Origin of the sequence: Pseudoalteromonas ulvae UL12 (genome assembly GCF_014925405.1) — a bacterium.
In the GTDB taxonomy this organism is placed as follows: Bacteria; Pseudomonadota; Gammaproteobacteria; order Enterobacterales; family Alteromonadaceae; genus Pseudoalteromonas; species Pseudoalteromonas ulvae.
In genome coordinates this window covers 111,281-126,965 of the sequence record NZ_AQHJ01000034.1, presented here as the reverse complement: position 1 = coordinate 126,965, position 15,685 = coordinate 111,281, and the positions used below count along the sequence as shown (strand labels likewise).

Below are 15,685 nucleotides of genomic sequence, written 5' to 3'. Positions count from 1 at the left end.
TTCATTAAAACAACCTCTGGTTGTCTTAAATATAGAATAAAGGCTTTTTCTTTGTATTGTGGATTGGTGTAAATTGCCAAAGATGGTAAGGTTTGTCGGTTTTGAATTGAAGGACAATTGTCCTAACCCTGAGTAAGAGAGCTGCTGACGCTATGTTTCAATATCATTTTTCCTCGAATTTGGTCGAGCAACTACTGTCATTTGCTGGTAACAGCTTTAATCAAGAGAAAGAAAAAGCCTTATTACATCAAGGTCAGCCTTTTACCAAATTGCTATTAGTGCGCTCAGGAACGGTGTCATTTAGCTACGATGTGGGCAATGGACGACGACTGCTACTTGGCCAATTAGATTGTAACAACACCTTGATTGGTGAAATCGAGGCTCTGAATAATAAACCCTGCATTTATACAGTGACTTCAAAAAGTGATGTGTGCTACAACTTAATTGAACTCAAACATTGGCGTGAATTGCTTTTAAGCCAACCAGAATTAAGCCTTTACACTGCACAAAGCATTGCAGCAAAATTTGCCGAAAACCAACAGGTCAACTTAGATAAGTTACTGTTACCTTTAAGTTATAACATTGCTAAAGATTGCTTAACTCGCGCGCAACATAGTGGCCCCACCACCCTGCGCCCTTATCAAACCGTCAATGCTGAAGCCGAGCGCTTTGCCACAACAGAACGTGCATATCGCCGCGTAGTCAGTGAGTTAGTCGAAAAAGGGTTGGTCGTTCGAACAGACGATGGCTTAAAACCCGTTAATGAAGAAGCGCTTGAAGATTTTATCGAGCACTTTTTACAACGCTAACGATATATTGCGATTGAAAAATCAATCCGTATAAAAAAGCCTCTAGAGAGGCTTTTTTATACGGATTGATTACTAACAGGTGTTACTTGATCAGTAAGTCCTGAATGTTCACTAAGTCTGTTTTTCCTGCAATGATTTCATCAGGTGTTAAACCCGATAATTCGTGAGGAAACACTAACCATTCATCCGATTCATGGATGAAATAATCTGGCACCATGTCGACCTTTTTATTTTTAGGCTTGTAGTATGGACAAGCAACACGCACATCTGCTGGCATGTTTAAACGCATTAATTCGGTAAGTTTTTCTTTTAATGCAAAAATACTGCGCCCTGAATCAAAGACATCATCCACGATTAATAATGAGTTATTGGCATTGGCATTCTCAATAATGTAATGCAAACCATGTACTTTAATATCTTTCGATTGCTTGTTAATACCGTAGTAAGAAGAGGTGCGCACCGCAATATGATCGGTTTCTACCCCTTTAAAATCATAATACTCTTGGACGGCAATACCGATTGGAGCACCACCACGCCAAATTCCGATGATGAAATCTGGACGAAATCCATCTTCATATACTTGCGCTGCAACGCGAAACGAATCTTCAAGCAGTTGCTGAGCGGTGATATAACGTTTATCTGACATGTGTACTCCCCATTGTTCAGAACAATTATCATACGGGTTTAAAAATTGGTCGCGGATCTTAACGTAAAAGCGTGGACTTTGCTCATCGATTTAGCAAGTTAAGCAGTAATTAGTGTAAAAATACTAACAATCATGTTTTTCAGACTGTTTTGTTATAAAAAGACCCCTAATAGTTTGTCCAACTATTAGGGGTCACTTCAGAACACATCAGTGGGCTTTTTTCTTAAACGCGAACTTATGCTTTTTCAAGCAATGTTCTGGCTACGGTACGCATCCCCATAGTCGTGGCACCTGCAGCCCATTGCGACCCTGCGTTGTTTTGGAAACATGCAGCTAAATCAATGTGTACCCAACCTTGCCCATCGTTTGGTACAAAGCGTGATAAGAAACCAGCCGCATTTGATGCACCACCAAATCCACCGCCTTTTTGTGCTCGGCTATTGGCTGTATCCGCATAAGGCGACGGACACTGTTGTTGATGCCACTTTTCAAGCGGTAAAGGCCACGCAGCTTCAAATTCATCGGCTGCAAACCCTTCGACTTCTTGAGATAAGTCCTTATCTAAAGCAAAAAGTGCATTGTATTGTGTGCCAACAGCCATTAACGCCGCACCGGTTAGCGTCGCAGCATCAATGATTAATGGTGCGCCAGTTTCGCCAGCAGCCATCAAACCATCAGCTAATACTAAACGTCCTTCTGCATCGGTATTGACGATTTCAACGGTCGTGCCATTTTTATACGTTAAAATATCGCCCAACTTGTAAGCACCACCTGAAATCAAGTTCTCAGCACAACATAAAAACAGCTTGATGCGCTTTTCGATACCACGACTAATAGCTAGCGCTAAACCCGCAGTGACAGTGGCTGCACCACCCATATCACATTTCATACCTAGCATGCCTTCAGATGGTTTAATTGAGTAACCACCTGAATCAAATGTAATCCCTTTACCGACAAGTGCTGCAGATACAGGCGCATTCGCATCACCTGTTGGGTTGTAATCAAGCTCGAGTAAAACAGGCTTGCGATCGCTGCCACGACCTACTGCATGGATCCCAACCCATTGATGCTCTAATAAAGCATCACCTTTAATAATTTGATAACTCACGTGCTCAGGAGCAAGTGACTGAATAAACTCAGCGGCTTTTTCTGCTAACGATTCTGGGTAAATATCATCCGCAGTACCGTTAATCATTGAACGCGCCCAGGTCGCAGCTTGTTGCAGACGAGCAAGCTCAGATAAATCAGATTGCGCATTTTCAACAAATGTCACGCCATCAAGCTGTTTTGGGTTCACATAACCTTGATAAAAAGCCCATTGGCTTTCAGTGCACCAAGTGTCACCTGCTAATTGCACCGCTTTAATCCCTTGAGCTGAAATAGCTCGGCCGGCTTTTTGGATATTTTTCAGTGTTTCTTCTTGGCTCAAATGAATAATTGCGCCTTGTTGATCAAATGAAAGTGGCGCACCTTGACCCCAATGGCTTTGTGCTGCGTCTTCACTTAAACGAACGATAAATTGATTCGACATGTGCTTTTCTCTTGCGTTTTTATGTTGCCTTGAGTCTACTATAGCCCCGTCATAGACCCAACTAATTGAGATAAAAAGGCCCAATCCAGCTATGAAATTTAGTGCACCGTTGCAGCAAGCCCGCTTAATCAAACGCTATAAACGCTTCTTAGTGGATATTGAGTTACCCAATCACGAACTGACAACGATTCATTGCGCCAACACAGGAGCCATGACAGGTTGTGCCGATGAAGGGTTTACAGCCTTTTATTCCACCAGCGATAACCCTAAACGTAAATACCCACATAGTTTAGAACTCACGCAAAATTCACTCGGACACTTAATCTGTGTGAATACGGCGCTTGCGAACAAAATCGTCTACGAAGCAATTAATGAACGCAGAGTTTCAGAGCTGAACAATTACCAGACCATTCAAGCTGAAGTAAAATACGGCCATGAGAATAGCCGCATTGATATCTTGCTCAGTAACAGTGATGGCACTTTATGTTATGTCGAAATTAAATCTGTCACGTTATTAGCTGATAATGGCCAAGGGTATTTCCCAGACACTATCTCAGCGCGCGGACTTAAACATATTCGCGAATTGATAGAAATGAAAAAACAGGGGCATCGCGCAGTGTTATTCTTTTTAGTACAACATCAAGGCATCACCCATTTATCACCAGCTGCACATATAGATCACAAATATAATGAAGGAATAAAGCAAGCCCTTGCTGCAGGGGTCGAGGTTTTGTGTTACAACACTCAATTAAGCAGTGATGCAATCATACTAAATAAAGCGCTGCCATTTAATGTCATTTAGTACAACCACAGTAGTGGGTAAGCAAACAACACAAACGAATTAAATTATAAATTGTTTGCCTAGGGTATAAGATTCTGGTATTTATACCCGCCGACTTTGACCGGGATTGAAAGTAAGGATTAGGAGAGAGTTATGCCGGAGCAAAAAAGATTAGGGTTACTGGCAGAGGCGGGTGTTGAGCCGTACCAAGAAAAGCCAAACGAAGAATACATGAATGAAGCGCAACTTGCTCACTTTAAGAAAATCCTAGAAGCATGGCGCAACCAGTTACGTCAAGAAGTTGACCGTACGAAGACACATATGCAAGATGAAGCTGCTAACTTCCCAGATCCAGTCGACCGTGCTGCACAGGAAGAAGAGTTTTCACTTGAACTACGTACACGTGATCGTGAACGTAAGCTGATCAAGAAAATTGAAAAGACCATACAATTAATCAAGAATGATGATTTCGGTTATTGTGAGTCTTGCGGCATTGAAATTGGCATTCGCCGTTTAGAAGCGCGCCCAACAGCCGATCAATGTGTCGATTGTAAAACGCTGTCTGAAATCAAAGAAAAACAAGCAGGCCGCGGTTAATACACTGCATTATGGTTCCAGCTTTTGATTCTGAAGTGGGGGTGTATCGAGGACGATTTGCCCCTTCACCTTCAGGTCCCCTCCATTTTGGTTCGCTGATTGCTGCACTTGGCAGCTACCTAGACGCCAAAGCCCACCAAGGCAAATGGCTATTACGAATCGAAGATATCGATTCACCCCGCGTTGTCCCTGGCGCCTCTGACTCTATATTACGGACTTTAGATGCCTTTGCTTTGCATTGGGATGAAACTGTCGTATATCAAAGCCAGCGCCATGAGCTTTACCAACACACTCTCATACAATTACATCAACAACATGCCATTTATGCCTGCCAATGCACGCGCAAACAAATAAAAGCATCCGGTGGGGTTTATTCAAATCAGTGCCGAGACCTGTCTTTAGATCTCAAAACCAATGCACTTAGACTCAAACAACAGCACCCAGTCACTGACTTTATCGATCGTATTCAAGGCCCGATTCATGTCAGCAGTGATTTTGCCAACGAAGACTTTATTGTCAAACGTCGCGATGGCTTATTTGCCTATCAGCTCGTCGTGGTCTTAGACGACATTGACCAAGGCATCACAGATATTGTTCGGGGCGCGGATTTACTCGAGCCGACCGTCAGGCAAATTAGTCTGTATCAATTGTTAAATCAGCCCGTTCCTCAGTTTGCACACTTACCTTTAGCTGTTACTGAGCCTGGATTTAAACTTTCAAAACAAAACCATGCCCCTGCCGTTGATAATCAAAATCCAAGCCCTGCTCTGGTCGCTGCTTTAGCATTTTTAGGCTTACAACTACCCAAGGAACTGCATTCGAGCTCCCCTGAAACCATCCTCTCATGGGCTATCGCACACTGGCACATTGATGATATTCCCAAGCAAACCGAAATTCTTTTGGCTTGCCAATAAAACCCTATAAATTGTTAAAACAGCCTTAATCAGATACTAACTATGAATATCCACTGAAAATGTGCAGTTAGCGAAGCAGAACTCTTAAGTTTTTGCCGCTGCTGGTATATCATAGCCGCCTAAATTGGAATACGTACCAAGATACAGCTTAGGAGACACGTTATTATTTCCAAACTAATTAACTTTTGTCGAAAAATGACCGGTAAAAAAAGCGTGAACACAGTGAAAAAAAATAACAACAACAGCTTACCGCTCATTATTGGTCGCTCTGAACATAACGTATCACGTAAAAACTTTAGCCCAAATGCGATTAAGGTTCTGTATCGCCTTAAAGATGGTGGCTATGACGCATACTTGGTCGGAGGGTGTATCCGCGATGTATTGCTCGGAGTTGAACCCAAAGACTTTGATGTCGTGACCAACGCCACTCCTGAGCAAGTAAAACGCTTATTTAGAAATTGCCGCCTAATTGGTCGCCGCTTTCGTTTAGCACACATTGTTTTTGGCCGAGAAATTATCGAAGTGGCCACGATGCGTGGTCATCATGAAGGAAACGAAAGTAAAAACCCGATCAGCCAATCAAGCACTGAAGGGCAATTACTGCGTGATAACGTATATGGCACCATAGATGAAGATGCTGAACGTCGCGATTTTTCTATTAACGCACTTTATTACTCAATCAATGATTTTAGTATCCATGATTATGCCAATGGCATGGATGCAATCAAAAACCGCCGTATCGAGTTAATTGGTCACCCAGAAACCCGTTACCGAGAAGATCCGGTTCGGATGTTACGTGCGATTCGTTTTGCGACCAAGCTCGATATGCAAATTGCACCAGAAACAGAAGCTCCAATTTATGAACTTGCGGATTTGTTAGCGAACATTCCTGCGGCTCGACTCTTTGAAGAAGTATTGAAACTGTTTTTAAATGGCAAAGCTGAAGCGAACTTTTTGGCATTGCGACAGTATGGCTTGTTTAAAGAGCTTTTCCCTGCGCTAGATTTAATTTTTGAGCAATCCACCACAGGTGAAGAACTCAAATTTATCAGACAAATGTTCATCAACACTGATTTACGTATTAATGCCGATAAAAAAGTCACTCCTGCATTTGTATTTGCGGCGTTGCTTTGGTACCCGCTGGTACAACGAGCTGAGCAATTAATGCAAGAAAACCGCTTAGATGAATACGAAGCATATACACAAGCAGGCAATGAAGTTGTGGCCATCAACTCACAACAAATCGCAGTCCCTAAACGCTTTACGCTAGGTGCCCGTGAAATTTGGCAAATTCAGTTACGATTACCAAAACGAGGCGGTCAGCGTGCATATCGACTTGCTCAGCAACCTCGTTTTAGAGCTGCCTATGATTTCTTGCTACTGCGTGCACAAGTGACACCTGAACCATTACAAGAATTAGCAACTTGGTGGACAGAATACCAAAAGAAAGAAAATGTCGGGCAAAAACAGATGGTCAAAGAGCTCCCCAACGACAAGCCTGCAACTCGTCGTCGTAAGCCTCGCCGTCGTTATCCAAATAAAAAACCATCACAATCATCGGATAGCTAACCATGGCGATTGTTTATTTAGGTTTAGGAGCGAACTTGAACCAACCAGTGCAGCAACTCAATAATGCAGTTGCTGCACTGACTCAATTAGTCTCGAGTGAACACATTGCCGTGTCTTCGTTCTACAGCAGTAAACCGATGGGCCCACAAGATCAACCTGATTATGTGAATGCCGTGGCAAAAATTAACACTGATTTATCCCCTTTAGCCTTGCTCGATAAAACTCAAGCAATTGAACTGGCCTGTGGCAGAGTACGCAAAGACGAGCGCTGGGGACCGCGAACATTAGATATTGATATTTTATTGTATGATTCCCTTGAACTTGAAAGTGAACGATTAACAGTTCCCCATTATGGCCTACACTTACGTGAATTTGTGCTTTACCCTTTGTATGAGATCGCACCAGATTTGCAATTACCCAATGGTCAATCAATCAATACATTACTCGCAAACGTGCCGCTCAATGGCTTAACCGCAATCCAACGATAAAACAATCCGATGTGCCAGCACATCATCTGAGGACCTTATGGCAAAGATTACAGTTTCTACCTTAAAAAAAATGAAAGATGAAGGCCAAAAAATTGCCGCGCTTACGGCCTATGACGCCAGCTTTTCGCAGTTATTTCAAGATAATGGTGTTCATGTATTATTAGTTGGCGACTCACTCGGTATGGTATTGCAAGGTGGATCGGATACTTTGGCCGTCACCAATCAAGACATCGCGTATCATACTCGTTGTGTTCGAGCTGGCGCGCCGGATACGTTTGTTATTGCTGATATGCCCTTTATGACCTATTCCAATGTCGCTGATACCTGTAAACATGCTGCAGAGTTAATGCGAGCCGGTGCCAATATGGTCAAACTAGAAGGCGGTGAATGGCTCTATAACAGCATTCATGCTTTGACCCAACAAGGGATCCCTGTTTGTGGGCATCTAGGTTTAACACCGCAGTCGGTTCATGTATTTGGAGGATTTAAAATCCAAGGCCGTGAAAACGAGCAAGCAGAAAAAATGATCAAAGATGCACAAGCCTTAGAACGTGCTGGCGCACAATTACTGGTTCTCGAATGCATTCCTTCTGCATTAGCAGCACGCATCACACAGAGTGTGTCGATTCCCACAATTGGCATTGGCGCAGGAAAGCTCACTGATGGCCAAATTTTAGTCATGCATGACTTAGTCGGAATATCCGCAGGTTATATCCCTAAATTTTCCAAGAATTTTTTACTCGAAGCAGGCAACATGCCTGGCGCAGTGAAAAAATACATAGATGACGTTGCTTCGGGAGATTTCCCAAGCACAGAGCACGAGTTTAATTAATGCAAACAGTTTCACAAATTCAATCATTACGTAGTCGAGTCAAAGCCTGGAAACAAGCCGGTTTAAGTGTCGCGTTTGTGCCTACGATGGGCAACCTGCACCAGGGGCATTTTAGTCTGGTTGAAAAAGCCAAAACCGTAGCCGATAAAGTGGTTGTGAGCATTTTTGTTAATCCAATGCAATTTGGCCCAAAAGAAGATCTGGATAAGTATCCGCGCACTTTAGAGCAAGATCAACAAGGCCTTGAAGCGCTTGATATTGATATTTTATTTACACCCACTCCTGATATTATCTACCCAAAAGGGTTAGATGAACAAAGCTATATTGAAGTATTAGGTGTCTCTGAAGGTCATTGTGGTGGCAGTCGTCCGGGCCACTTTCGAGGAGTCGCCACCGTCGTCGCAAAACTGTTTAATTTGGTGCAACCGGATTATGCCTGCTTCGGTGAAAAAGACTTTCAGCAGCTGCAAGTGATCCGCACTATGGTTGAAGACTTGTCTATGCCCATAGAAATCATTGCGGTGCCAACAAAACGAGAGCCCTCAGGTTTGGCGATGAGTTCGCGTAATGGTTACTTGTCTGATGAGCAAAAAGAGACAGCAAAAGTCTTGTTCCAAGTGTTAAATGACACGGCGCAATCGCTCATAAATGGCGATACCGATATTGCAGCATTAACGAATACAGCTAAATCACAATTAACCGCAGCTGGATTAGTTCCTGATTACTATAATATTGTTGCCCAAAAAACTCTTAAGCCCGCGGTTGATACCGACAAACAATTAATTATCCTTGCTGCTGCGTTTCTTGGTACAGTCAGGTTAATCGATAACTTACAAATTAATTTGGATTAAACAACAGGGACCACTATGAAAAAAATAACTCTAGGCTTCATCGTTGCGTTAAGCTCGTTGGTACTATCTGGCTGTCAAAGCAGCAACCAAGAAGTGAATCGTTGTGGTCAGGAACTTTTTCAATGCCAGCAAAATTGTGACATGAAAAGCGCAGGTGAAGGGTTAGTACAATCAGTATGTGAAATAAAATGCACTGAGCGTCACAATCAATGTAAAAAACAAGCTGAAACACTAATCCAAGCAGAGCAAGCACAATAAAACGTGTCTCTTGCAGCCAATAACTCAGCTCGCTATTTAGCGGGCTTTTTTATGTCTCAAAACCAAGTCATATCAAAGCCAAAAAATAGACACAAAAAAGCCAATCTCGTCAGATTGGCTTTTTAATGAAAAATGGCGAACTTATTTTAAGCCAAGTTTCATCAATTCTTTTTCAACCATTTTTGCAGATAACGGTACATAACCGTCTTTCTCTACAATTTCTTGGCCCATTTTTGATAAAACCATTTTCAAAAATTCAGCTTCGATAGGTGATAAATCTTTATTCGGGTGTTTATTTACATACACGTATAAGAAACGTGATAGTGGGTATTTGCCACTTGCTACATTATCTAAGGTTGCATCGACAAAGTTGTCTCCTTTCTTAGATAAAGGCACAGTGCGCACACCAGAAGTTTTATAACCAATACCAGAGTAACCGATAGCATTTACTGACGCAGAAATAGACTGTACCACTGATGCAGAACCTGGTTGCTCATTTACATTGTTACGGAAGTCACCTTTACACAATGCTTTTTTCTTAAAGTAACCATAAGTACCTGATACAGAGTTACGACCATAAAGCTGAATATCTTTAGAGCCCCAATCACCTGTTAATCCAATATCACTCCAACGAGTAACGTCTTTTTCTGCACCACATTTACGTGTTGAAGAGAAAATCGCATCTACTTCGTCGATACGTAAACCTTCGATTGGGTTATCTTTATGAACAAAAACTGCTAACGCATCAATCGCAACACGCACTTCTGTTGGTTTATAACCAAAGCGTTTTTCAAATGCTTCAACTTCTTTTGATTTCATTTTTCGGCTCATAGGGCCAAAGTTAGCCGTACCTTCAGTCAATGCTGGTGGCGCAGTTGATGAACCGGCTGCTTGAATTTGAATGTTCACATTTGGGTATTGGCGTTTATATTCCTCAGCCCAAAAGGTCATCATATTTGCAAGCGTATCAGAACCTACTGATGAGAAGTTACCTGAAATACCACTAATTTTTTGATATTCTGGCATCGCCTGTTCTACAGCAGCCGCTTGGCCTGAGATAAAAGTTGTTACAGCAAAACCAGTTGCAACGGCTAAGTTTTTAAATTTCATTCGGATAACTCCAGGGTGAATGTATCTTCTTTAATTAGGATCATTTTCAGATCTTTACGTGACAATAACATGACCTAAATATGACAGTTTAATGACTGCGTTAATCTATTTGTCATAAAGAGACCGATTCGCGTTGTTTAATACGATTGGCATTAAATGAAAATGAAAAACACGATCCTTCCCCAACTGTAGAGCGGATCATCAATTCACTTTCATGACGGGATAAAACATGCTTGGTAATAGCAAGTCCTAATCCCGATCCTCCGGTTTTTCGTGAGCGTGCTTTATCTACGCGATAAAAACGCTCAGTTAAACGATGCAGATGCTCAGGAGCAATCCCATCACCATTGTCTGTGACACTAAATAGCGCTTTATCACCCTGTAATTGCCAGCAGATATTTATTTCACCTTGGTCAGGTGTGTAATGAACGGCATTGAAGACTAGATTAGAAAATGCGCTTCTTAATTCATCTTCGCCACCTAAGATTTGGAGGTTTTCGTCAGCACTTAGAGTGATGACATGCTGTTTTTCTCTATTAAGTGCCTGTGCTTCAGTTAAAATTAACTTCAGAAGTTTAGCGATATCAACAGGTTTGTCTTGTTCTGGTCGGCGTAAACCTTCAATACGTGATAAAGCTAACAGCTGATTGACTAAACTATCCATGCGCTTACATTGATCGAGCATAGTACCGTGTGCTTTTTCCCACACCCGCGCTGGCGGCAAATCATCAGAATCCATCATTTCCAGATAACCTGCGACAACCGTAAGTGGCGTTCTTAATTCATGGGACACATTCGCGACAAAGTCTTTTCGCATTTGCTCAAGTTGCTTAAGACGAGTCACGTCTCGAACAACCATCATCAACTGCGCATCCGCATAAGGCATGACTCGAAACTCTAAAATTTGCTCAATCCCCATTGGTGAGTGAAGCTCCAATGGCTCAGCAAAACTTTTTGCTGTCATATATTGTGAAAATTGTGGATGGCGAATTAAGTTATCAAGACGTTGACCATGATCTGCAGGCCACTTTAACCCTAAAACACGCAGCGCTAATTGGTTACACCAGACAATACTCATATCACGTTGTAACACAATGACCGCGTCTGGCACCGCTTCAGCTCCTTCACGAAAACGTCGAATAAGCTCTGCTAATTCGTTGCGTTTATTTCGGTTACGGTGCTGTAGACGGTAGATCCCTTCAAAAATTTGCTCCCAAGTGCCCTCTCCTTCAGGCGGATTGAAGCTACGCTGATTAATTAACCAATCACTCAAGCGATATAACTGGCGATAATGCCAGAACATCAAAGAGCTTGCGCCAAGAAATAAGAGCAAAAAAGGAGCCCCTATTAGGACTCCTATTAATAGAAGAGGTAAAAAATAAACGAATAAACGCTTTGTTAAAGTGCGCTTATTAATAACTCGATACATAAATCGGCTCTTTTTATGCTGTATCGTCAAGACCTTAAAGATACACTATCTAATCTAAGTTCTGCACCTGAAGTGACGATTTTTTACAGCTTTATTACACTTTACTCGAGAATCGATAGCCTGAACCACGAACAGTTTGGACTAATTTATCGTGACCCATTGGCGCTATTGCCTTACGAAGACGACGGATATGCACATCCACTGTCCGGTCTTCAACATAGACATTAGTGCCCCAAACATGATCGAGTAATTGCTCACGGCTGTAAACTCGCTCTGGGTGTGTCATGAAGAAATGTAACAAACGAAACTCTGTTGGCCCCATATCAAGTTCGCTGCCAGCAGATGTAACACGATGAGAAATTGGGTCTAGGCGTAAACCATGAACTTCAATGGCTTCTTCTAGTGAGGTTGGAGAAACTCGGCGAATTACAGCCTTGATTCGAGCCATCAGCTCTTTTGGTGAGAATGGCTTAGTGACATAATCATCAGCACCCACTTCTAACCCTTTGACTTTATCTTCTTCTTCACCGCGAGCGGTTAACATTATGATTGGAATATGACGGGTATATTCGCTTTGTTTAATTTTTTTAGCGATTTGCACACCGCTGCCACCAGGTAGCATCCAATCGAGTAAAATCATGTCTGGATAAGGTTCCATCAATGATGCGATAGCTGAGTCATAATCTTCAGCTTCGATAGCTTGAAATCCATTTTGCTCTAAAACAAACACCAGCATTTCGCGGATTGGTGCTTCGTCATCAACGACAAGTATTCTACGTGACATCCTTTAACTCTCTTCAGTGTTTTAAACTGCAAGTATTATTATGACTAATTATGACAGTTTTATGAAAAAACGCGTCTTTTGGGGGTAAATGTGAAACACAATCTAAATAAATAGGTCACATTTAATTTAACCTAATGATTTAAATACTTTAAATAATAATTAAATATAACTTAAAACATCATAAATATTTAAATTTAGAGACAAAAAAAACAGCAAGTTGTCTTGCTGTTTTTTTTAAGAGGCCACTTTTCACTAAAAATCGTAACGAAGTGTCATCGCTAAATGATCTTGATCTTCTGTATTATCCAAGTCAAACATGCTGTACAAAAGGTACATTCTTGCTTGTTTACTTAGTTTTCTTTCAACACCAAGCGACATCGCATCACCGGTATCTTTGAGTTTACCAAAATCCATATCACTGGATTGAAATTGCGCTAACAATTTATATTCACTAATTTTGTACGCAGCGCTGATTAAATAACCATCACCGTCTTTACCATCAGACTCTCGTTCACTATCTTGATACATGCCACCAAGCATTAAATCACCGATTTGCCACTGCCCCGTTACTCGGGTGATGTTAAACCCAGCGACTTCTTCATCTCGAGCGAGTGCTAAATACACATTGGTTCGTTTAAGCTTTATATCGCCATAGGTAATTGCAGCAGATAAGCCATCCTCATCATCTTGCTTGCTGTTTTCTTTAGCTATATAAGTAAACATCACTTTAAATTCACCCATTAAAGGCGATTCGTAACGCAGCGAATCCCCTAAGCGGTTCTCACCGTTAAATAGGTATTTAATGTCTGATGAAAAGTCATTCATTACATCGACTTTGTTTTCAGACTTTTTCATGGTGGTATCCATGCGGCCAATCATCACTTCGCCCCAACTGCCTCTTAGCCCCATATATTGATCACGAGAGGTTAAGTTGGCCTTGTTAGAGCCATCATTGTCTTGCTCTGTAACATTGACATCCCATTCAAATCGAAAAACAGCCTCAAGCTCATCGCTAATTTCATGATTAGCCAACACACCAAATCGTGAGGCATAAGATTCAATATCCGTTTTACGACCATCACCATAATCAGAACTTTGAATGCCAAGATGAGCCCGACCGTACACTTTAAGATCTTGCGCAGCAGTCGCTAAACTAAGAAATGCTGAGCCCAGTAACACTGCACTTTTTACCATTTTTTTCATAGTATGACCTTCAATCGCTAGCAACTTCCAAAAACATCTGGTCAAGATATGGAAGTCTTGTTTTTGTCTTATTTAAAAATCGACCATAAAACAAACAAGATCAAGCTAAAGGCAGAATTTCATGTAATAAATTAAGCAACTTCACACGTATAGAGCGATGACAACTACTTTCATCCGATAAAATAAATAGGTAAACTCAAAGAAAATAAAAATAAAAACCAATCATGCACTCGGCATTAAAACTCAACGTATTGTTGTTTGAATCACAGTTAAACGTCCGCACTCATTTAGTCACACTCCTAAAAAAACTCGGCTGTACCAAAGTGAAAACAGCAAAAACGGTCAAAGAAGTCATCAGCCAATTGAAAACAGGATCGGTTGACCTGTTATTGATGGATTTTGATACTGACCACTACAGTAATGGTAATGACTTTATTCGTTATTTGATCACACTCAAAGGGATCCCAGATCATTGCAGAGTGCTGTTTTTATCTGATCAACCTGAGCGAGCGTTATCGGATCTCGCTTTTCGATATACCTGCACTGACGTACTTGAAAAACCAGTTAGCCAACCAAAATTAAAGGCGTTATTAACCCAATACAACGAGTCTTCTCAGCGGCTCAAAATCATGTTTACTCAGCTGCGACATGCCTCGCCTGATCAACAACTTGCGATTTTATCTCATGCGACATTTATCGGATTAAGCTCAGCTCAAAACAACGAGTTACAATTAATAAAAGCGGCTTACTTCCTTAAACTCAACCATGTTAGTGATGCCTTAGATTGTGTAAAATCAATCACGCAAGCCAGCCAACAAGCCAGCGCGCAACTAGCGATTTACAGCCTGATCGGCGATGAAAAAAAGCTGAAGTTGACATTACTTAAAATGCAATCGTTGAATCTGCTGACCAAAAAACAGACCTTATTTTCTGTGAAGCATTTTTTACACTATAACGAGTTTTATCAAAGCTTAGTGACGCTCAATCAATTGCCTGAATTTAGTTTAAGTGCCCATGAAGCAGAGCTTAAAGCAGTCTGTATTTATGAAACACAGGGGATTGAAAATGCCCTTGAATATTTAGAAAAAAAGCTAAAAACAACACTAGTAAATCAGCATTATCTAGGGCTTATCTTAATGAGTATGATCCGACTGATCATGCTCGAACAATGCCTGTTCACCAAACAATCTCGCCTCAAGACAGACAAAACAGCTTATCAAATTAAAGTACTAATTAAGAATCTTTTTACTTTAAATAACAATGAAATAAACCAAAGTTGCCTGCCCTTTTTACGGTTGTATTTGCAAATACTCGAAAATGATCCAAGTCAATCAACTGATCTGTCAGAAAAACATGCTTTACAGCTTAAAGCGCTGTGTAAACGGATCAGTCATGCTTCTGAACAGCTGATATGTTTAGCATGTGCGGTTGAGTTAAAGCGAACCGATATAGCCGTTGAATTAGTGAGAGATAAAATACAGTTACATGGCATGATGGATAGCAGTGCACAAAGTTTAGCGTTTGATTATTTTATTCTAAAGCTGTTTGACAGCGCCTGCATCGATGAAAACCACAAAGCGAGTTATTTCAATACTTGGGCCATTGAGCGACAAGACAAATCACAGCGTTATCTAGCATTGGCGTTTTTCGCCAAAGCTCACTTTTTAGCGCCCTCGAATCCAGTTTATTTACTGAACTTACTAAACACCATGCAAAGTTTGAAATTAAGTAAATACTGGCGCTATCAACAGTCGCAACTTTTACTTGATGCAAAATCACTGACGATGACTCAAGCGCAGCAACAACGTCTCGCACAGCTAGCATCATGATCAATACGATGAGATCACTCTTTTACCAAGTAACGATCAACAGCCTATATCTGG

The 15,685-nt window shown here is 41.4% G+C and carries 16 protein-coding genes; 10 read left to right on the top strand and 6 right to left on the bottom strand.

Going from position 1 to position 15,685, the window contains the following annotated elements; all coding sequences use genetic code 11:
* Positions 1-152: 152 nt before the first annotated feature.
* A complete protein-coding gene (locus PULV_RS17265; RefSeq protein ID WP_086744363.1) occupies positions 153-809 on the top strand; it encodes a Crp/Fnr family transcriptional regulator in 657 nt (218 codons plus the stop codon).
* An 82-nt stretch (positions 810-891) separates the two neighbouring features.
* On the opposite strand, the gene PULV_RS17260 is transcribed toward PULV_RS17265, so the two are convergent.
* A complete protein-coding gene (locus PULV_RS17260; RefSeq protein WP_086744362.1) occupies positions 892-1,455 on the bottom strand; it encodes a phosphoribosyltransferase in 564 nt (187 codons plus the stop codon).
* A gap of 235 nt (positions 1,456-1,690) precedes the next feature.
* The gene (gene pepB, locus PULV_RS17255) at positions 1,691-2,986 is read right to left on the bottom strand and encodes an aminopeptidase PepB (protein WP_086744361.1); all 1,296 of its coding nucleotides are present in this window, start codon (positions 2,984-2,986) and stop codon (positions 1,691-1,693) included.
* Positions 2,987-3,077: 91 nt separating this feature from the next.
* Between pepB and sfsA the strand changes: the two genes are divergently transcribed.
* From sfsA to PULV_RS17215, 8 genes are all read left to right on the top strand, one after another.
* Positions 3,078-3,788, top strand: coding sequence for a DNA/RNA nuclease SfsA (sfsA, locus tag PULV_RS17250; protein ID WP_086744360.1), 711 nt, complete (start codon positions 3,078-3,080; stop codon positions 3,786-3,788).
* Between the two features lie 132 nt (positions 3,789-3,920).
* The gene (gene dksA, locus PULV_RS17245; RefSeq protein WP_086744359.1) at positions 3,921-4,364 is read left to right on the top strand and encodes an RNA polymerase-binding protein DksA; all 444 of its coding nucleotides are present in this window, start codon (positions 3,921-3,923) and stop codon (positions 4,362-4,364) included.
* A gap of 11 nt (positions 4,365-4,375) precedes the next feature.
* Positions 4,376-5,278: a tRNA glutamyl-Q(34) synthetase GluQRS gene (gene gluQRS, locus PULV_RS17240; RefSeq protein ID WP_086744358.1), complete on the top strand. Its 903-nt coding sequence runs from the start codon at positions 4,376-4,378 to the stop codon at positions 5,276-5,278.
* A 195-nt stretch (positions 5,279-5,473) separates the two neighbouring features.
* Positions 5,474-6,847 carry a polynucleotide adenylyltransferase PcnB gene (gene pcnB / locus PULV_RS17235; protein WP_086744357.1) on the top strand — a complete coding sequence of 458 codons (1,374 nt, stop codon included), beginning with the start codon at positions 5,474-5,476 and terminating at the stop codon, positions 6,845-6,847.
* A 2-nt stretch (positions 6,848-6,849) separates the two neighbouring features.
* On the top strand, positions 6,850-7,335 hold the full coding sequence (gene folK, locus PULV_RS17230; RefSeq protein WP_086744356.1) for a 2-amino-4-hydroxy-6-hydroxymethyldihydropteridine diphosphokinase: 486 nt from the start codon (positions 6,850-6,852) through the stop codon (positions 7,333-7,335).
* 37 nt (positions 7,336-7,372) lie between these two features.
* Complete coding sequence (panB, locus tag PULV_RS17225) at positions 7,373-8,167, top strand: 3-methyl-2-oxobutanoate hydroxymethyltransferase (protein ID WP_086744355.1); 795 nt, start codon at positions 7,373-7,375, stop codon at positions 8,165-8,167.
* Entirely contained in the window at positions 8,167-9,018 is an 852-nt protein-coding gene (gene panC, locus PULV_RS17220) for a pantoate--beta-alanine ligase (RefSeq protein WP_086744354.1), read from the top strand. The genes panB and panC overlap by 1 nt, the downstream gene beginning before the upstream one ends.
* A 15-nt stretch (positions 9,019-9,033) precedes the next feature.
* Positions 9,034-9,276, top strand: a complete 243-nt coding sequence (locus PULV_RS17215) for a hypothetical protein (protein WP_086744353.1) — start codon at positions 9,034-9,036, stop codon at positions 9,274-9,276.
* 141 nt (positions 9,277-9,417) lie between these two features.
* On the opposite strand, the gene PULV_RS17210 is transcribed toward PULV_RS17215, so the two are convergent.
* The 4 genes from PULV_RS17210 to PULV_RS17195 all read right to left on the bottom strand — a co-directional run bounded on the left by PULV_RS17210 (position 9,418) and on the right by PULV_RS17195 (position 13,802).
* On the bottom strand, positions 9,418-10,386 hold the full coding sequence (locus PULV_RS17210) for a PstS family phosphate ABC transporter substrate-binding protein (RefSeq protein ID WP_086744352.1): 969 nt from the start codon (positions 10,384-10,386) through the stop codon (positions 9,418-9,420).
* A 112-nt stretch (positions 10,387-10,498) separates the two neighbouring features.
* Positions 10,499-11,815, bottom strand: coding sequence for a phosphate regulon sensor histidine kinase PhoR (gene phoR, locus PULV_RS17205; protein ID WP_193332340.1), 1,317 nt, complete (start codon positions 11,813-11,815; stop codon positions 10,499-10,501).
* Positions 11,816-11,909: 94 nt separating this feature from the next.
* On the bottom strand, positions 11,910-12,599 hold the full coding sequence (phoB, locus tag PULV_RS17200; RefSeq protein WP_086744350.1) for a phosphate regulon transcriptional regulator PhoB: 690 nt from the start codon (positions 12,597-12,599) through the stop codon (positions 11,910-11,912).
* A gap of 252 nt (positions 12,600-12,851) precedes the next feature.
* A complete protein-coding gene (locus tag PULV_RS17195; protein ID WP_086744349.1) occupies positions 12,852-13,802 on the bottom strand; it encodes a porin in 951 nt (316 codons plus the stop codon).
* Positions 13,803-14,026: 224 nt separating this feature from the next.
* On the opposite strand from PULV_RS17195, the gene PULV_RS17190 reads away from it, so the two are divergent.
* Positions 14,027-15,631 carry a response regulator gene (locus PULV_RS17190; RefSeq protein WP_193332339.1) on the top strand — a complete coding sequence of 535 codons (1,605 nt, stop codon included), beginning with the start codon at positions 14,027-14,029 and terminating at the stop codon, positions 15,629-15,631.
* Positions 15,632-15,685 lie beyond the last annotated feature (54 nt).